This window comes from Novacetimonas maltaceti (assembly GCF_002906255.1).
GTDB lineage: Bacteria > Pseudomonadota > Alphaproteobacteria > Acetobacterales > Acetobacteraceae > Novacetimonas > Novacetimonas maltaceti.
The window spans coordinates 13,716-32,214 of sequence record NZ_POTC01000005.1; the positions used below are offsets into that span (position 1 = coordinate 13,716).

At 66.9% G+C, this 18,499-nt stretch carries 17 protein-coding genes; 9 read left to right on the forward strand and 8 right to left on the reverse strand.

Features of this window, described 5'->3' with window-relative positions:
* Positions 1-67 precede the first annotated feature (67 nt).
* The 7 genes from KMAL_RS03080 to KMAL_RS03110 form a co-directional block, all read right to left on the reverse strand.
* Positions 68-1,009, reverse strand: coding sequence for a bifunctional riboflavin kinase/FAD synthetase (locus KMAL_RS03080; RefSeq protein WP_110094301.1), 942 nt, complete (start codon positions 1,007-1,009; stop codon positions 68-70).
* The gene (gene mtnC / locus KMAL_RS03085) at positions 1,006-1,725 is read right to left on the reverse strand and encodes an acireductone synthase (RefSeq protein WP_239019916.1); all 720 of its coding nucleotides are present in this window, start codon (positions 1,723-1,725) and stop codon (positions 1,006-1,008) included. Before mtnC ends, KMAL_RS03080 begins: the two co-directional genes overlap by 4 nt.
* Positions 1,715-2,281, reverse strand: coding sequence for a 1,2-dihydroxy-3-keto-5-methylthiopentene dioxygenase (locus tag KMAL_RS03090; protein ID WP_110094302.1), 567 nt, complete (start codon positions 2,279-2,281; stop codon positions 1,715-1,717). Before KMAL_RS03090 ends, mtnC begins: the two co-directional genes overlap by 11 nt.
* On the reverse strand, positions 2,278-2,901 hold the full coding sequence (locus KMAL_RS03095) for a methylthioribulose 1-phosphate dehydratase (protein WP_110094303.1): 624 nt from the start codon (positions 2,899-2,901) through the stop codon (positions 2,278-2,280). Before KMAL_RS03095 ends, KMAL_RS03090 begins: the two co-directional genes overlap by 4 nt.
* Before the next feature lie 74 nt (positions 2,902-2,975).
* On the reverse strand, positions 2,976-3,233 hold the full coding sequence (locus KMAL_RS03100; RefSeq protein WP_110094369.1) for a twin-arginine translocase TatA/TatE family subunit: 258 nt from the start codon (positions 3,231-3,233) through the stop codon (positions 2,976-2,978).
* 174 nt (positions 3,234-3,407) lie between these two features.
* Positions 3,408-3,863, reverse strand: coding sequence for a CHAP domain-containing protein (locus KMAL_RS03105; RefSeq protein ID WP_110094370.1), 456 nt, complete (start codon positions 3,861-3,863; stop codon positions 3,408-3,410).
* 26 nt (positions 3,864-3,889) lie between these two features.
* Positions 3,890-4,594 carry a regulatory protein RecX gene (locus KMAL_RS03110; RefSeq protein ID WP_110094304.1) on the reverse strand — a complete coding sequence of 235 codons (705 nt, stop codon included), beginning with the start codon at positions 4,592-4,594 and terminating at the stop codon, positions 3,890-3,892.
* Between the two features lie 302 nt (positions 4,595-4,896).
* Here KMAL_RS03110 and KMAL_RS03115 point away from each other — a divergent pair, with 302 nt between their 5' ends.
* The 5 genes from KMAL_RS03115 to KMAL_RS03135 all read left to right on the forward strand — a co-directional run bounded on the left by KMAL_RS03115 (position 4,897) and on the right by KMAL_RS03135 (position 9,463).
* Positions 4,897-6,099 carry an aspartate aminotransferase family protein gene (locus KMAL_RS03115; protein WP_110094305.1) on the forward strand — a complete coding sequence of 401 codons (1,203 nt, stop codon included), beginning with the start codon at positions 4,897-4,899 and terminating at the stop codon, positions 6,097-6,099.
* Positions 6,096-7,085 (forward strand): ornithine carbamoyltransferase, encoded by a 990-nt coding sequence (gene argF, locus KMAL_RS03120; protein WP_110094306.1) that lies wholly within the window; start codon positions 6,096-6,098, stop codon positions 7,083-7,085. The genes KMAL_RS03115 and argF overlap by 4 nt, the downstream gene beginning before the upstream one ends.
* 1 nt (position 7,086) lies before the next feature.
* Positions 7,087-7,407: a hypothetical protein gene (locus tag KMAL_RS03125; protein ID WP_110094307.1), complete on the forward strand. Its 321-nt coding sequence runs from the start codon at positions 7,087-7,089 to the stop codon at positions 7,405-7,407.
* Positions 7,408-7,494: 87 nt separating this feature from the next.
* Complete coding sequence (gene hslO, locus KMAL_RS03130; RefSeq protein ID WP_110094308.1) at positions 7,495-8,448, forward strand: Hsp33 family molecular chaperone HslO; 954 nt, start codon at positions 7,495-7,497, stop codon at positions 8,446-8,448.
* A gap of 130 nt (positions 8,449-8,578) precedes the next feature.
* Entirely contained in the window at positions 8,579-9,463 is an 885-nt protein-coding gene (locus KMAL_RS03135) for a hypothetical protein (protein ID WP_110094309.1), read from the forward strand.
* A 163-nt stretch (positions 9,464-9,626) separates the two neighbouring features.
* On the opposite strand, the gene KMAL_RS03140 is transcribed toward KMAL_RS03135, so the two are convergent.
* Positions 9,627-11,912 (reverse strand): protein-disulfide reductase DsbD family protein, encoded by a 2,286-nt coding sequence (locus tag KMAL_RS03140; RefSeq protein ID WP_239019917.1) that lies wholly within the window; start codon positions 11,910-11,912, stop codon positions 9,627-9,629.
* On the opposite strand from KMAL_RS03140, the gene hrpB reads away from it, so the two are divergent.
* The 4 genes from hrpB (at position 11,911) to KMAL_RS03160 (ending at position 18,403) form a co-directional block, all read left to right on the forward strand.
* Positions 11,911-14,484, forward strand: coding sequence for an ATP-dependent helicase HrpB (gene hrpB / locus KMAL_RS03145; RefSeq protein ID WP_180999727.1), 2,574 nt, complete (start codon positions 11,911-11,913; stop codon positions 14,482-14,484). The genes KMAL_RS03140 and hrpB overlap by 2 nt on opposite strands.
* A gap of 153 nt (positions 14,485-14,637) precedes the next feature.
* Positions 14,638-15,789 carry a S1C family serine protease gene (locus KMAL_RS03150; RefSeq protein WP_180999728.1) on the forward strand — a complete coding sequence of 384 codons (1,152 nt, stop codon included), beginning with the start codon at positions 14,638-14,640 and terminating at the stop codon, positions 15,787-15,789.
* A 223-nt stretch (positions 15,790-16,012) separates the two neighbouring features.
* Entirely contained in the window at positions 16,013-17,485 is a 1,473-nt protein-coding gene (locus KMAL_RS03155) for a hypothetical protein (protein ID WP_110094311.1), read from the forward strand.
* Between the two features lie 237 nt (positions 17,486-17,722).
* Positions 17,723-18,403, forward strand: coding sequence for a response regulator transcription factor (locus KMAL_RS03160; RefSeq protein WP_110094312.1), 681 nt, complete (start codon positions 17,723-17,725; stop codon positions 18,401-18,403).
* Positions 18,404-18,499: the final 96 nt, after the last annotated feature.

Below are 18,499 nucleotides of genomic sequence, written 5' to 3' on the forward strand. Positions count from 1 at the left end.
AACGCAACCTTATGGGGAGGGTGCGGGCCTGCGGTCAAGCTTTCGCGACACGACCACGCCCCACCCGTCATGCCCCGCCCGTCGCCAGCAGGTAGTCGCGCGCGGCCTGCGTATCACGCGCGATCTGCGCGCGCAGGGCGTCAAGCCCGTCAAACCGCCGTTCCTCGCGCAGCAGGGTATGCAGCGCGACCGACAGGGTCTGGCCATACAGGTCGCCGTCGAAATCCAGCAGGTGGACCTCCAGCCGGCTGACCTGCCCGTCATTGATGGTGGGGCGGCGGCCGATATTGGCGACACCGGGGCAGACGCGGCCATCGCCCATGCGCACGCTGACGGCATAGACCCCGCGCGCGGGTTCCAGATGCCGGCCTAGCGCGATGTTGGCAGTGGGAAAGCCCAGCAGGCGCCCGCGCTTGTCCCCATGCTCCACCACGCCGCGGATCGACCATGCGCGGCCCAGTTCCTCCGCCGCGCGTTCGGGATACCCCTCCTGCAGCAGGCGGCGGATGCGGGTGGAGGAATACGGCCCCGCCGTATCGCACAGGGCCGGCACCACCGTCAGCCCGATGCCAAGGTCATGCGCCTCCTGCGCAAGGAAGGCGACGTCGCCACGCCTGCGGTGGCCGAACGCGAAATCCGCCCCGCAGGCGACATGCTGCACCCCAAGGCCCGCATGCAGGACGCCGGTGACGAATTCCTCAGCACTCATGGCGCTGAATTCGGGGGTGAAGGGAATCTGGAACACACGCCGCACGCCTAGCGCGACAAGGGCGGAAAACCGCTCGTCCGGCAGGGTCAGGCGAAAGGGCGGGTCCTGCGGGCGGAACAGTTCGCGCGGGTGCGGCTCGAATGTCACGACCGCCAGTTCCCCTTCGGGCCGGGCGGCCTGCAACGTGCGCAGCAGGTGGGCATGGCCCAGGTGCACGCCATCGAAATTGCCCAGCGCCGCGACCGTGCCGCGCGCGGCGTCGGGAATGTCGCGCCAGTCGGTATAGAGATGCGCCTTCATGCCGCCACCGGCAGGCCGAACATGCGCGCGGCCCCGTCCAGCGTCGCGGCCACAGGGTGCGTGGTCCCGGCCACCGTCCCGTCTTCCGGCCGCACGATCTGGCAGGTACGCAGCCCCGCCTGCGCCGCCGCGTCGAGTTCGGCCACCACATCGGACAGGAACAGCACGTCACCGGCCGCCCACCCGGCCTTCGCCATGATGTTGGCATAGCTCGACGCCACGCGCTTGCCCCCCATGGCGAGGTCGTAGAAGCCCGAAAACAGCCCCGTGACATCCCCTTCGTCCGTGTGGCCGTAAATCAGTTCCTGCGCCGCCGCCGAGCCGGAGGAATAGACCGCGAGCACCACGCCCGCCGCCGCCCACCGGCGCAGCGCGGGCAGCACGTCGGGATAGAGCCGCGCGCTGAGTTGCCCCGTGCGGTAGCCCTGCGCCCATGCGATGCCCTGCAGGGCCTTGAGCGGGGCGACCTTCTCGTCACGATCCATCCACGCCTCAAGCTGCGCCAGCGGCGGCACGCCGGGGGCGAGGCGGGCGATTTCCGCCACCTGCACGCGCACCTGCGGGTCGTCGGCCCGCTCGCGCAGCAGGTCCGGCAGCACGCTCCGCGCATAGGGAAACAGCACGTCATGGACGAAGGAGACCGGGATGGTCGTCCCCTCGATATCCAGCAGGACGACGCGCGGCGGCGTGGGGGGCGAGACGGGATCAGACGGCAATTTTACACCCTTCATCATCGGGGGCGGCAAAGCGGGTGGCGATGTCATCGCCGGTATAATGCGCGATCCAGCCATCGCGGTTGGTAAAGACCCGCAGCGCCACGAAATCCGGCACCGCACCGCCATCGAACCAGTGCGGCACGCCGGCCGGCACCGAAATCAGGTCCCCCGCCGTGCAGCGCACGTTGAACACCCGCCCGTCGGCATGCAGGACGAAATCGCCCTGCCCATGCACGAAAAAGCGGATCTCGTCCTCGTCATGGACATGTTCGCACAGGAATTTGCGCCGGGTGGCGGGCCATTCCTCCCCCGCGCCGTGCAGGCTGATGACATCGGCGGACCCGGCCCCCGTCTCCCCCATCAACTGGTCGAGGTAGGGGCGGTAGGCCGCCAGCACATCATCGGCCGGCGCATCGCGCGCAGGGGTCACGGGACTGTCCCAGCGTTCGAACCGCACGCCGATCGTGCGCAGCACCTGCGCGATCCGCGCGGGGTCCGTGGTCCGTTCGAGCGGGAGTCCGGGCGCATCGTCGCGATAGAGCGCAAGGCTGCTCATGTGCGGATCTTCCGTTTTTCCAGTTCGCACGCCAGCAGGAACTCCAGCCCCTCGAGCCGGGCGAGCGCCATGCCCATGTCATCGCCCCAGACATAGACGCCATGGCCACGGATCACGTAGCCAAGCGGCATGTCGGGCATGTGTGGCGCGATGACGCGGGCAAGGCGGGCGATATCCTGGTCATTGTCGAACACCGGCAGGCGCAGGCTGGTGTCGTGGGTGTCCTGCCCCTCGAACACCTTGAGCACTTCATACCCCGCAAGGGTGATCGCATCGCCCGCCAGCATCGACAGCACGGTCGACGCGACGGAATGACCGTGCAGCACCGCCCCCGTGCGCGGGGACGCGGCATAGACCTGGCAGTGCAGCAGGGTTTCGGCGCTGGGCCGGTCGCCTTCATGCACGGGCGCACCTTCCGCCGTGACCTCGATCACGCCATGCGGGGTCAGCATGCCCTTGTGCCCGCCCGAACGCGTGATCGCGATCAGCCCGTCGGGCAGGCGGCAGCTGATGTTGCCCGCCGTCGCCGGAACCCAGCCAAAGCGGTCCATGCGCCGGCCGGCGGCAATGATGTCATTGACCGCGACCGCGCGCGGGTCGGAAGAAATAACCTTGTCCATCGAACCTTTACGCAACACCATGGCGCCCCGCCTGCCGCGGCATCCCCCCGTGGCGGGCGGCCGCCATGCCCTGATTATTTGACGTTCTGGCCCGACGGCTGCCCGCTTTCGCTGAAGCTTGCGTCGTGCTGCTGCGTGGCCGGTCCCGAAATGTGGCCGCCCGCCCCCTGCTGCGGCGGGGTGGACGGTTCGTCATCGGCCATGTTCTTCTTGAACGTCTTGATGCCGCGCGCCATGTCGCCCATCAGCGAGCTGATCTTGCCCCCGCCCCCGAACAGCACGAGCACGACCGCAAGAACGATCAGCCAATGTCCCCAGCTCAAGCTACCCATAACATCCTCGATTCCCGCGTCGCCGACGCAAAAGCTGTTTTCCCTGTGACCCATGCCGCCATGACATGCGCCAGACGCGTCTTCCCATCACATGAGGGCACAGGCCCGTCCATGCAAGCATTGCCTCGCCGCTTTCGCGCAGCACCCAGCCATGACCGGCCCCACCCCACGCAATCACCTGAGCGGCAGGATGAAACCATACGCAGGATAGACACTTTTCCCCATGCCGTGAATGGGGGCCCACCAGACCTGCACCCTTGACCAGTCATTGCGGGCCGAGACATCGATGACCGGGTCCGCCCGCCCGATGCGCCCGGGCACCCAGTTCGCCTGCTCGACCACCACCTCACGCGGGCTGCGCACGGAGCGCACGACCGCAACATGCCCGTCCGGCAGGCGGCCCGTCGCGCGCAGCACCAGCACCGCGCCCGCCTTTGGCGCATGGGTGCGTGGATACTGCCCCGACGCCTGCGCCCACCAGCTTGCCGCCGAACCGCTCAGCTTCACCCCCGTCACCTGCCGGGCATAGGGCGCGCACTGCAGCGCGCCATGCCAGTTCCCGCTCCCGCTGCCACCGCCCGCGCAGGCCGCCATGAGCGGCAGCAGCGCCATGGCCAGCACACGGGCCATGCGCCGCGCGCCCCCGCCACCCCGCGTCACGCAGATTTCATGCGCCATATGCGTTCCTCCGCCTCCTGCGTGTCCATTTCCAGCGCACGACAGGCAATATCGCGCGAAAATCCCGACCGCGCCATCGCTTCCATCGCACGCCGGTCGCGCGTGGCCGCCTCCTCCGCCGTGGCGTCGGGACGGGCGAAGGGACCGGCCCGGCGCTTGCGCACGAATACAAGGGCGGCGGCCAGTTCGGTCTCGTGCGCGTCCTCGCCGCGCGCGCCCAGCGTCTCTTCCATGACCCGTGCCACCACCGCGCCATCGACGCCCCGCGCCTGCAGATGTGCGCCCACCGCCCGGCGCGACCGCCCCGCCCGCGTCAGGGAACGGGCGCGCGATTCGCTGAAGCGTGCGTCATCCACGGCGCCAAGGGCACGCATGTCGGCAATGACGGCGGCGATGTCCGGGGCGGCGGCGGCAATATGCGATGCGACCGCCGAGGGCTCCATCCCCTCCGCCTCCGCACGGCGCCCCCAGCGCTGCATCACGCGGCCGAGCATCCGCTCCATCCCCGCGATGGTGGTGGCAAAGCGCGCGACATGGGCCAGCGCCGCCGCACGCAGCGCCGCGTGGTCCGGCGCGGGACCGGCCGGGGGCACGCGGCGCGCCTCCCGCCCGTCGCGCCGGCCACGGCGGGAGGACCTGCGCCGGGGGGGCGTGCCATCTGGTTGCGTATCAGGGTCCGTCATGCCCCGCACTGTGCCATATCCATGCCCCCCATGGCGACATGCAGCAGTCCGCCGTGCAGGCCATGCAATGCCGCCCCCACGCACCGGGCCGCCGGGGGATGGGCGTGCATGGTTGCATTCGCGCCATTTGGGCAATATTCTTTCCTATTCCGCACGGCATGGCATACCTGCACCGGCAGGCCCGTGACCTGCGGAAGACACCATGGAACGCGGCAAAGGCCCACCCCCTGGCGGCGTGGGCTTTTCGTGTTCCCTTCTGCAAACGCTGTTTGATCAAGCAACCGAAACCACAAGGCAATCCCATGATTCCCGCCCTGATGCCGACATACAATCGCGCCGACCTCGCCTTCGAGCGGGGCGAAGGCGCCTGGCTGTACACGGTGGACGGGCGACGATTCCTCGATTTCGGGGCAGGAATCGCCACCTCCTCGCTCGGGCACAACAACCCGCACCTTGTCTCCGCCATCGCGCAGCAGGCGGCGCGGGTGATACACGTCTCCAACCTGTACCGCATCCCGCAGGCCGAGAAGCTGGCACAGCGACTCGTTGCCGCCAGCTTTGCCGACAGCGCCTTCTTCTGCAATTCCGGCGCGGAAGCGAACGAGGGCATGATCAAGATGATCCGCCGCGCGCAGGCAAAGGGCGGCCATCCCGAACGCGTGCGCATCATCTGCTTCAACGGCGCGTTCCATGGCCGCACGCTCGCCACGCTGGCGGCGACGGGCAATGCGAAATACCTCGACGGGTTCGGCCCGGTGGTCGAAGGGTTCGACCATGTGCCGATGAACAACATGAACGCCGTGCGCGCCGCCATCACGGCGGAAACCGCAGGCATCATGATCGAACCCGTGCAGGGCGAAAGCGGCATCAACCTTGCCGACCCGCGCTTCCTGCGCGAACTGCGCACCGCGTGCGATGAATACGGCCTGTTCCTTGGCATGGACGAGGTGCAGTGCGGCATGGGCCGGACGGGCAAGCTGTTCGCGCATGAATGGTCGGGCATCGCGCCGGACGTCATGTCCACGGCCAAGGGAATCGCCGGGGGCTTCCCCATGGGCGCGATCCTTGCGGTGGAAAATGTCGCCCGCCACCTGACACCCGGCAGCCATGGCACCACGTTCGGCGGCAACCCGCTGGCGTGCACGGCGGCGAACGCGGTGCTCGACGTCATCCTCGCCCCCGGCTTCCTTGAACAGGTGCAGGCGCGCGGCGCGCTGCTGTCGAAAGAGTTCGACAGGCTTGTCGCCGAATATCCCGACATCTTCGCCAGCCATCGCGGCATCGGCCTGATGATCGGCCTGCAATGCACGGCCCCCGTGGGCGTGGTGCAGGATGCCGCGATGCACGAAGGCCTGCTCAGCGTCACGGCGGGCGGCAATGTCCTGCGCCTTGTGCCGCCGCTTACGATTACCGAGGCCGACTGCCGCACGGCGGGCGAGATGCTGTCGCGCGCGGCGCAGCGTGCACGCGCCCACATGGCCGCAGCAGCGGAGACCGTGGCATGAACGCGCTGTCGACCAACGCCCCGAACCGCGCGCAGCCGCGCCATTTCCTTGACCTGAAGGACCTCGACGCCGCGACCCTGCGCGCGATCCTCGACGTGGCGGCGGGCATCAAGCGCATGCAGCATGGCCGCGCGCGGCCGCTGCACCCGCGCCTGCCGCTGCGTGGGCGGATGCTTGGGCTGATGCTGTCCAAGCCGTCCACGCGCACCCGCGTCTCGTTCGAGGTCGGGATGCGCCAGTTGGGCGGCGACGTGATCCTGCTCTCCCCCAGCGACATGCAGCTGGGCCGGGGCGAGACCATTGCCGATACCGCGCGCGTGCTGTCACGCTTTGTCGATGCGATGGTGCTGCGCACGGGCAAGACGCAGAACCTGCGCGAACTGGCGAAATGGAGCAGCGTGCCCGTCATCAACGGCCTGACGCCGGATTCGCACCCGGTGCAGATCCTGGCCGACATCATGACGTTCGAGGAACATCGCGGCCCGATCCGTGGCCGGACGCTGGCATGGGTGGGGGATGGCAACAATGTCGCCACCTCCTTCATCGAGGCCGCGGCCCTGTTCGGCTTTCGCCTGCGCCTTGCGACACCGCCGACGCACATGCCCGACGCGCGCGCGGTGGAATGGGCGCGCGCGCATGGCGGCGACATCACGGTGGGCACCGACGCGGCGCAGGCCGTCGCCGGGGCGGACGCGGTCATTACCGACACATGGGTCAGCATGTCCGACAATGCGTCGGAAAAGCGCGCGCATGCGTTCGAGCCGTATCGCGTGGATGCGGCCCTGATGGCGCACGCGGCCCCCGATGCCCTTTTCCTGCACTGCCTGCCTGCCCATATAGGCGAGGAAGTGACCGCCGACGTGTTCGAAGGCCCGCATTCCGTGGTCTTTGACGAAGCGGAGAACCGCCTGCACGCACAGAAGGGCCTGCTGGTCTGGGCCCTGTGTGGCGATGACTGGCAGAGCTTTGGAAAGGAAACCGCCTGACATGACCGGCCCCGCAGAACAGCCCACCCTGCCCAGCACGACCGAAGAGGCCGCAAGCGTCCCGGGATGGGTGGAAAAAAGCGTCAACGACATCTTTGCCGCCCTGCCGGGGCAGGGCGCGCGGCTCGACACGCTGCGCGACGCCTATCTCGACTGCCTTGCGGGCGCGGGACGTGGGGAAGATATCGACACGGAGCACGACAACTGCCGCCAGGCGCTGCTTGACCAGGTGGTGGAAGGCAAGCTGCTCGACACGGCGACGACACAGGCGCTGACCCAGCAGCTCGAGGCGCTGGAAGCGGACATTACCGCCAACCTGTAAGACGGCGCGGCAGGGCGGCCTCCCCACGCTGCCCTGCCTGCGCTGCCCTCCTCCCGCCCCATCCCGCCTGCCGAGACCCGATTCCATATGATTGATACCCCCGCCTTCCTCGACACCAACCGTCCCGACACTCCCAACCTCGTGGTGGACCAGGGCGTCGTGCCCTTCTACCTCGCCAGCCGCCCGGTGCGCGGTCGCCTCGTGCGGCCCGGCGTGCTGACCGACACGCTGCTGACGCGCCATGACAATCCCGACGTGGTGCTGCGCCTCGCGGGGGAGGCACTGGCGCTGGTCGCGGGGCTTGCCTCCGCGCTGAAGTTCAAGGGATCGTTCTCGCTACAGGCAAAGGGTGACGGGCCGGTGACGCTGCTGGTGGCGGACTGCACCGATGCGGGCGCGCTGCGTTTCCATGTCCGCTCCGATGACGAGAAGGTCGCCGCCCTCCTGCGTGAGCATCCCGAACCCACGGCGGCGCAGCTGCTGGGCGCGGGCTACCTTGCCTTCAGCGTGGACCAGGGTCCGGATACCGAAATTCACCAGGGCATCGTGGAGATCAGGGGCGAGAGCCTGTCGGACATGGCCGCGCATTATTTCACCACCAGCGAGCAGCATGCCTGCTGGGTGCGGCTGTACTGCCACAAGGGCGAGGAAGGCTGGCGCGCCGGGGCGCTGATCCTTGAGCGCATCGCGACCGAGGGGGGCCATGTCTCCGACAGCGCGCCGGAGGATGGCGACGATGCGTGGGAGACGGCGACGACGCTGGCCGCCACCCTGACGCAAGCGGAGATCCTTGACGACAGCCTGTCGTCGGAGACCCTGCTCTATCGCCTGTTCCACAGCGAGGACCCGTGCATTGGCCAGCCCCGCGCGCTGGCGTTCGGCTGCCGGTGCAGCCGCGCGCGCCTTGCCGGCATCCTGGAGACGTTCCCGACCGACGACCTTGACCACATGGCCGAGGACGGGACGATCACCATGAACTGCTCCTTTTGCAACCATGCCTTCCACTTCCAGCGCGACGAGGTCGGCCGCGCCGCCGGATAGGGAACGGCCCTGCGCCATCATCGCGCTGTCGCGCGGGCGGCGTGATGTGGCATGGTAGATGACGTTTCAACATGACAGTCGCGCGTCCGTGCCAGAACCGGACGCCAGAGCTTTTCCGGGAAATCCGTTCATGCATCCGCACCTGCCCCTTCCCCGCATGTCCCGCGCCACCCGGCCCGCACGCATGCTGCGCCTCTGCGCGCTTGGCCTGCCGCTCGTCATGCTGGGCGCATGCCACAGCGACCAGCAGCAGCCCACCATGACCTTTGCACAGCCCAACTACAGCAGCCTTGCGCCGCTGCCGCTGAATGTCGCCAGCATTTCCATCGTGGACCGGGGACAGCCCGGGATCGTGCCCGGCGACCTGTCGAGCCGCGCGCCCACGCCGCCGGACCAGGCGCTCAAGCAGATGGCGCATGACCGGCTGATCGCATCGGGCACCGGCGGGCATGGCGTCTTCACCATCGACCGTGCCTCCATCCTGCATGAACCGGGCGGCATCCTTGACGGGCAGATGAACGTCCACCTCGACGTCGTGTCCGCCGATGGCCTGCGCAAGGGATATGCCGTGGCGCAGGTCACGCGCTCCTACGACCCGAAGGCGCGGCAGGATGGCAATACCGATACGGCGGCGAACCTGTATGACCTGGTCAACCAGATGATGCAGGACATGAACCGGGAACTGGAAACGCAGATCCGCACCAACCTTGGCAACTGGCTGACGACCGCGCCGGTCGCGGGGGCCGTGGCGGAACAGTCGCTTGATGGCACGTCCACGGCCGCCCCGGCACAGACCGTCACCATGCCGATGCCCAACACGACGTCGGAGTCGAACGCTCCGGCCACAACCACGACACCGGCCACCCCGGCCGCCACCCACGCGAATGAAGGGCCTGACCCGATTTTCCCCGAAGGCTATTCCTCCGACACGGCCACCACCACCACGAAACCGGCGCGCCAGCTGTCCCCCAAGCCGGGATACCTGACGCTGCCAGCAGGCAGTAGCGCCAACTGACGATCAGAATCCATCTCATAAAATACTGAAAAATAATAAAAATTTTTGGTGAAGCTTTTTTAAAAGCTTCAAAAGCGGCGCCTTTTTGAAAAAAGGCGCCCCCCAAAAACGTCCATCCGTTCTTCTCAAAGGCGGGCAGGGATATTTCCCCGCCCGCCTTTCCTTATTGCGCGCCGATCGTATGCAGGACCAGGCCGGGGGTCAGCACCTGCGGCAGGACGACGCCGTCGCCATGGGCGGGGTAATAGACATAAAGCGGCACCCCATCGCGGCCATGATCGCGCAGGAAGGCGGTAATCGCCGCGTCCCGACCGGTCCAGTCCCCCTTCATGTAGACCACGCCCTGCCGGGCGAAGGCGTCGCGCACCCGCTGCGGTGACAGGGCGACGCGTTCGTTCACAAGGCAGGAGATGCACCACGCCGCCGTCATGTCGATGAAGACGGGCTTTCCCTGCGCACGCAGCGTATCCAGTCGCGCCTGCGAAAAGGCCTCGCTCCCATCACCCGGTGGCGGGGTGGCGCCCGCGCCCTGCGGGGCCAGCGCGGGGGGCACCATCGTGACGGCCCCCACCGCGAAGGCCACGGCCAGCAGCGCCCCGCCCCGGCAGGACAGGACCAGGCCGTCGCGCCAGCCGCGACCGGCCATCACCATGTCCTGCGCCTTGCGCACCAGCCACGCGGCAAGGGCGACCAGCACCAGCCCCCCCGCCAGCAGCGGCACCGCAACCTGACCGCCCTGCAATGTCGCGACCCATGCCAGCCAGACACATGTCGCCAGCATGGGAAAGGCCAGCGCCTGGCGCATGATTTCCATCCACGCCCCCGGCCGGGGCAGCACCCGCACCAGTCCCGGCACCGACGCCAGCAGCAGGTAGGGCGCGGCCAGCCCCAGTCCCATGGCGACGAAGATCGCGATCCCCGCCACGGGGGAAGCCGACAGCGCACCCGCAATGGCCGCCCCCATGAACGGCGCGGTGCATGGCGTCGCCACCACGACCGCCAGCACCCCGGTCAGGACATCGCCCAGATGCCCCGACAGCCGTCCCGCACCGCCAAGCGCCGCGATTCCCGTCCCGAAGGAAAAGACCCCCAGCAGGTTGAGCGCAATGGCGAACAGCAGCCAGCACATCAGCATGACGAAGGTGACCGACTGGAACTGGAATCCCCATCCCACCGTATCCCCCGCCATGCGCAGCCCCACGATCAGCGCGCCCAGCGCGACGAAGGCCGCGACGATCCCCGCCGCATACAGCGCCGCCCCCAGCAGGGCCGCGCGCCGTTCCCCGCGCGCCATGCGTTCAAGCGACAGGACCTTCATCGCCAGCACCGGAAAGACGCAGGGCATCAGGTTCAGGATCATCCCCCCCGCGAACGCCAGCGCCAGCAGCCGCGCCAGCCATGCCACGCCGCCGCCGCGCGCCGCCATCATCGCGGGCGGGCCACCGGGCCGCGCGGTGACCGCCAGCGCCTGTTCACGTCCCGAAACGTCACGGATCACCACGATACCGGACAGCGGCGCGTCCCTGTGGAACCCGTCCGCCGTCTTCAGGCCCAACTGCAGCAGGCCGTCACGCACATGCAGCACCTGCGGCGCGTCATGGTCGACCTGTCCCGGCTGTTCGGGCATGAACCACGCATCGCGGACCATCGCGGGCGACAGCCCCTCCCCCGACAGCGAAAGCGTGCCGTCCGGCGCGATCGCCGCCGCAAAGGGCGAGGCCACGGGACGCTGCGCCGCCGCACGCGCGAACAGCGGGGCCTGCGGCGAGGGATAAAGCGGCGCGCGCGGCAGGGCCATGGTGAACTGCGCATGTTCGGGCACGCACACCGTGGCGCAGACCAGCCAGTCGGCCGTGGCCTCCACCACCATGTCGGCCCCTTCCTTCGCCTCCTGCGGCTGCAGGCGCACCGGCAGCACGACATCCCCGGTATAGGCATATGACATCAGCGGCCCATCACGCAGCCGCTGCGGGACGGGCCATTCGATGGGTCCGCCCTCCCCCACCGCGCCGCCGGACGCATGCACCGCCAGCGTCACCGCCTCCCCCGCGTCACCGGGGTTGAGCCAGTAGGTATGCCAGCCGGGGGCAAGCTGCAGGCGCAGGCCGAAATGCATGTCCTGCCCCGGCATGAAGCTGTCACTGTCGCTCAGCAGCGTCGCGGTGCCATGCGCGGTCGTGACCGGCGTGCTCTGCGCCGCATGTCCCGCACGGGGCAGCACGGGACCAAGGCAGGCCAGGGCGCACAGGACGGACAGGAACAGGACGGACGGTAAGCGCAGGATTGCCAAGCAGGGATACTCCGTCAGCAGGGGGTCGGGACCATCATAGAACGCGCGAATTATAATCAGGATGATAATCCTGTCTTCATGGGCTTTTCGCGCCATGCCCCCGCCGGTGGCGGTCAGCCATTGCCGGGCGGGGGGCACGCACGCCATAAAGCATGCCATGGCGTCCGATCCATCCCCCCAGCACCCGCTTTTCCCCGCCGGCCTGTTCGCGCCCGGCCTTTCCTCCCCCGAGGAGGGACTGCCCGTGGCCGAGGCCCTGCCCCGCCTGCGCACGGCCCTCCATGACGGCAGCAACGCGGTGCTGGTCGCCCCGCCCGGCGCGGGCAAGACGACGCTGGTGCCGCTGGCGCTGCTGGCCGCCCCGTGGCGCGGCGACGGGCGCATCGTGATGCTGGAGCCACGCCGCCTTGCCGCGCGCGCCGCCGCACGACGGATGGCCGACCTGATCGGGGAAGAACCCGGCGGGCTGATCGGCTATCGCACGCGACTGGATGGCGCATCCTCCACCGCCACGCGAATCGAGGTCGTGACCGAAGGGCTGCTGGTGCGCCGCCTGCTGTCGGACCCGACGCTCGACGGCGTGGCGTGCGTCATCTTCGATGAAATCCACGAACGCTCCGTCGATGCGGACATGGCGCTGGCCTTCTGCCTTGACCTGCAACGCGAACTGCGCCCCGACCTGCGGCTGGTGGCGATGTCGGCCACGACCGACGCCGCCACCCTGTCGCAGCGCATGGACGCCCCCGTCATCGAAAGCGCCGGGCGGATGTTCCCGGTCGATGTCCGCCACGCGCGCCACGACATCGCGCACCTGCGCGACCTGCCCGACGCCATGGCGCGCGCCATCCGCACGGCGCTGGCGGAGGAAGAGGGCGATATCCTCGCCTTCCTGCCCGGCGTGGGCGAAATCCGCCGCACGCAGGCCGCGCTGGCGGATGTCGGGGCCGAAGTGCTGCCGCTTTATGGCGAACTGCCGCCGGGAGAGCAGGATTATGTCCTGCGCCCGGACACGAAGGGCGGACGGCGGGTGATCCTGTCCACCTCCATCGCGGAGACGTCGCTGACGGTGCCGGGCGTGCGCATCGTCATTGATGGCGGGTTCCGCCGCACGCCGCGCCTTGATGTCGGCACCGGCCTGACGAAGCTGGAGACGGCGCGCATCTCCCGCGCGGCGGCGACCCAGCGCGCGGGCCGCGCGGGGCGCGAGGCACCGGGGATTGCAATCCGCCTGTGGAGCGAGACGACCACCCGCGCCATGCCCCCCCACGACCGGCCCGAGATCATGGAGGCCGAACTGACGGGCCTGCGGCTGGACACGGCGGCATGGCAGGCGGCGATGGGGACCCTGCCTGCCGACCTGCCCTTTGCCGACACGCCCCCCAATGGCGCGTTCGAGGCGGCGCGCAGCCTGCTCATCGCCCTTGGCGCCCTGTCGGATGACGGGCGGATCACGCAGGCGGGCGTGCAGATGGCGCAACTGGGGTCGCATCCACGCCTTGCGGCGATGATGCTGGCCGCCCGCACCCCGGACGAGGCCGCGCTGGCCGCCGACCTTGCCGCCCTGCTGGAGGAACGCGACCCGCTGCGCCCGCGCCCGTCGGGCCGGGGGCCGGGCGGCAACATCGTCCCGCCCGCCGATATCCGCCTGCGCCTCGACCTGATCGCGGGGGGGGACCATCCCGCCGCCGACCGGGGCGCCCTGTCGCGCATCCGCCAGGCGGCGCGGCAGTACCGGCGCCGCATGGGGATCGGGCGCGACGTGGTGGCGCGGGGCGACTGCGCTGCCTTGGTGGCGGCGGCCTTCCCCGACCGCATCGCACAGCGGCGCGGCGATGTCGGCACGTTCCGCCTGTCGGGCGGGGGCAGCGCCCGGATGGGCAAGACCGACACACTGGCCTCCGCATCGCTGCTGGCGGTGGCGGGGATGCATGTGCGCACGGCCTGTGAAATCCGCCTTGCCGCGCCGCTGGACCCCGACAACCTGCCCGACAGCGTGCTGGCGCGCGCGCATGAACAGGTGGAGACCACCATCGACCCGGCCACCGGCGCGGTCATGGCCCGGCGCAGGCTGCGACTGGGCGCGCTGGTGCTGCGCGATCGCACGGTCACGGCGGACGCAACCGAGGTGGCGGACCTGCTGCTGCGGCAGGTGGGGCAGAACCTGGCCGCCGCGTTCGAATGGACGGATGCGTGCCGGCAGTTGCAGGCCCGCGTCGCATGGGCCCGCGACGTGCTGGCGCGCACCGACCTGCCGGATATTTCCGACGCGGCGCTGGCCGCCGATGTGGAAGGGTGGCTGGGCGCATGGGTCGGCGGGATATCGCGCATGAGCGAGATCCGCGCCCTCGACCTGCTGGCGGTGCTGCGCGCGACGATCCCGCATGATGCCCTGCGCTGGCTGGACCGGACATTGCCCCCCGCGCTTGAACTGCCGGGGGGACGGGTGGCGATCGACTACCTCCAGCCGGTACCGCTGGCCTCCGCGCGGGCGCAGACCTTCTACGGACAGTGCGAGACGCCGAAACTGGCGGACGGGCGCATCGGGTTGCGCATCGCGCTGCTGTCGCCCGCCGGGCGGCCACAGGCGATCACCGCCGACCTGGCCGGGTTCTGGGCCGGGTCATGGGCGGACATGCGCCGTGACATGCGCGGGCGCTATCCCCGCCATGACTGGCCCGAAGACCCGGCGCATGCGCAGCCTTCGCAACGCCCGGCGCGGCGGGGGACATGATACGGGAAAGGCAGGACCGGGAACGTGACATGAACGCCGCAGTGGACAATCATTTGCCACAGCGTCGCCACACATCATGGCATTGCCTTTTTTTTCGCCTATCATCACGGCCATACGAGTAATCCTGCTCTTTTCGACCCGTTACGGATGCACATGGCCCGCCGTCTTTCCCGCCTGTCTGTCATCGCGCCGCTGGCGCTGGCCTGTGTGCTGCCGTCCCGCCATGGCGCACGGGCGCAGGATGCCGCGCCCGTGGCCGCAGCCCCCCCGCCCGCAGCGCCATCGCTGTTCGCGCCGCCCGTGCCACCCGTGGTGTCCTCCGGCCCGCTGACCTTCGCGCCGCTGGTGCGGATGGTGGGAGCCGCGGTCGTGAACATCGCCGTCACCCAGGACGTGCACGGACAACGCAACGGGCAGCGCGTGCTGCCGAGTGTCCGGGGCACCCCGTTCGAGCACAAATTCCGCGAACGCATGCGTTCACATGGGGAGGAGATGCTGGGCGCGGGATCGGGATTCGTGATCGACCCGGACGGGATCATCGTCACCAACACGCATGTCGTGGGGGATGCGGACCATATTACCGTCTCGCTCGTCGATGGGACGGAACTGCCCGCGCACCTGATCGGCAGCGACGACCTGACGGATATCGCCGTCATCAAGGTGCAGCCACCGCATCCCCTGCCCTTCGTGCGGTGGGGTGACAGCAGGCTGGTGAATATCGGCGACTGGATCATGGCGGCGGGCAACCCGTTCGGGCTGGGGTCATCGGTGACGGCGGGCATCGTCTCCGCCCGGGGACGCGATATCGGCACCAGCCCGTTCGATGACTTCCTCCAACTCGACGCGCCGATCAATCCGGGCAATTCGGGCGGGCCGTCCTTCAACCTCAGCGGGCAGGTGGTCGCGCTCAATACGGCCATCGTCTCGCCCACCGGCGGGTCGGTGGGGATCGGTTTCGGCATCCCGTCGGAAATCGTCGCCCCCATTGTCGAGGAACTGCGCCGCAACGGGCATATCGACCGCGGCTGGCTGGGCGTGACCCTGACGGATGGCGGCGACACCCATGTGCCGGGGGTGGAGATCGTGGGCATCGACCGTGGCGGCCCGGCCATGAAGGCGGGGCTGCATATCGGCGATTACATCACCGCCGTGAATGGCGAACCCATCGACAGTTCGCGCATGCTGATCCGCTCCATCGCGGCGAAACGCCCGGCCTCCACCGTCATGCTGCACATCCGCCGCCATCGCGAGGCGCTGAGCATCCCGGCCACCGTCGGCTTCCGGCCGGATGATACGGATGACTGAGTGGGGTGTTTTTGATGGCGAACAGCCTGAGGAAGCGCACTGCCTGTTACAAGGTAAAATGAACCGGAAGCAGATATTCATTCTGGTAAAATTCCAAATGGCCTGACTCTCTTTTGACGCCATTCCCATTTGGCTGGTAAAACTTCAGAAGCTGACGCTCTTCGGCGCACGCAGAATTACAGCAAGTATTGACACGGATTGAAAGATCGTGCGGATTACATAGATGCAACCATTTGCAACCGAATTTCCTGTTAAACACTCAGAAAATAAAGCGGCCTTCCCTGCTGAAGTAGTCGCCTGGATCAAGGGGATACGGAACAGCGAGGTCCTGACGGCGGCATCTGAACGCGAGTTTGATGGCGAAAACGTTTATCTTGTCGCTGGGTCTGGTGAAGAACTGCGGATGCGGGCCCTTAAGCACGAAAGTGACTGGGTGGCGATTGGGTTCCAGCATGACATGCCAGACGATCAAGGCCGCATCTGGCGTACGGAAGCGGTACTTCGGCGCAGTAAAGACGATACAGACCAAGACCTCATCCGGTTTAGGACCCAGTGCCTAGCAAAGCGCCCCGGCGCATTTTTGGAAACGCCTAAAAAACCATATCTCGTAAAAGCGCTTCTGAAAGACAACTGGGGAGGTTTCGACAAAGACATCGAAGTCTGCGATGAACCACTATGGCTTGAGGACAACGGCGACGATCTAGCGTTGGCCAAACTTATCTTAGATGGCCATGCTACCAAATGGTTACCTGTAGTATATGTATCAGCCACCGGAAGGAACCGATGGCGTCTTACTGAAGATCAGATTAATAAACTCGCTTACGATCTCGGTGGTGTCGCTCATGTCGTAGTAGAACCGAGCAGAAATTTCTCAATCCGTCTGAAAGACGCCAGTGACGGTCGGAACGTTTATAATGGTGCGCTAGGCATCGCGATGCCGCATCACGGTTTCATCCGTAAATTCTTTCTTGGACGTCAGTTCGGAGAAGTCACCGACATTACCGAAATCGTCCGGAGCACCGCCACTCGGTTGCGAGGGTTCATGCCTTCGGTAGGATGGGATTGGACCGAGTTGCAAGAGCATGCGCTAAGAGATCAGCGCACTGCCCTTCGCGATGCAATTTCTCAAGGCGAAGCAGATCAGCTTTTCGATGATTTCACCAAGCAATTAAGTGACTTACAGGAAGAAAACCGGAGACTGACAGAGCAGCTGAATTCGCAGGCTGTCATAGACATCACTAAGGAAGAACAGGATTCAGGCATATTCCGAAGCATTGGTAAGGAAATCTACCCTGGCGAAATTACGGATCGACTTCGCTTGGCGGCACAGACTGCCCTGTCAGTTGCCGAGGCTAATGGCATCGACGACCGTACGACTGCTGTGTGGAAAAAAATACTCAACCACGTCCGGCGCTCACCTGCGCTAGACGAACTGCTTGCCGACATTAGACGCGCAACGAAAGATCCCAAGCGAATGGCAGATGCGCTTACGTCACTTTTGCAACGTCACGGATACCATGCCAAGTCGGAAAACAAACACATTCGACTAGAACCCGATGAGGGCTATGAGGGGCTACAGAATCTTACCCTCCCGAAAACGCCTAGCGATCTCCGCGCTACCATGAACCAGCGTAAGCAGATCGAGCGAACACTGGGAATTAACAAAATTCCACAAAATGTGGATACAGAAAGTTAAAATAAGGCATGAAAATTTCCACTGCAATTAACCCAAATTAAGTTTCGAATACTACAATACCATTCTAGAAATATTATTTATATATCCCTATCTCTGGCAAGAAAGTAAAAACTCCCCCTTAACGCCACGGCCACCACTTCACATGTAACATCGGTAATGTCGTCGTGGCGCATCTGCTCTGGCCTTGTTGCGCGACGGGCGTAGAATGATGTCTGGACTGCCGATCAGTGAGGTAACGTGCATATTCTTGTGGTGGAAGACGATCCGACGGTTCGCAATTTCGTGGCCAAGGGCCTGCGTGAGGCAGGACACCTGACCGAACTGACCGACAATGGCAAGGACGGCCTGTTCCTTGCGGTGAGCGAGAAATTCGACCTCATCATCCTTGACCGGATGCTGCCGGGGGGGATCGACGGGTTGCGCCTGCTGGAGACGATCCGCGCACAGAACAACACGACACCCGTGCTCCTGCTTTCGGCACTGGCAGATGTGGATGACCGCGTGCAGGGCCTCAAGGCGGGGGGCGACGACTATGTGACCAAGCCGTTCGCGTTCAGCGAACTGCTCGCCCGGGTGGAGGCGCTCGGCCGGCGCGGGCGCACCGAACAGGCGCCGCAGACCAAACTGGTCGTCGCGGACCTGGAGATCGACCTGCTGTCGCGCACCGTCCGCCGCGCGGGGCAGCGCATCGACCTGCAACCGCGCGAATTCCGGCTGCTGGAATACCTCACCCGCCATGCGGGACAGGTGGTGACGCGGACCATGCTGCTCGAAGGGGTGTGGGATTACCATTTCGACCCGCAGACCAACGTGATCGACGTCCACGTCTCGCGCCTGCGCCAGAAGGTGGACAAGCCGTTCGGCGTGCCGCTGATCCACACCATCCGCAATGCGGGATACATGCTGCGTGCGGAATGATGCCCCCCATCACGCAGGACAGCACGACGCGTGACGGACCTGCCCCTGCACGAAGGCACGTCACGCAGGCCGCGGCTGCGGGCGTTCCGCTCCGCC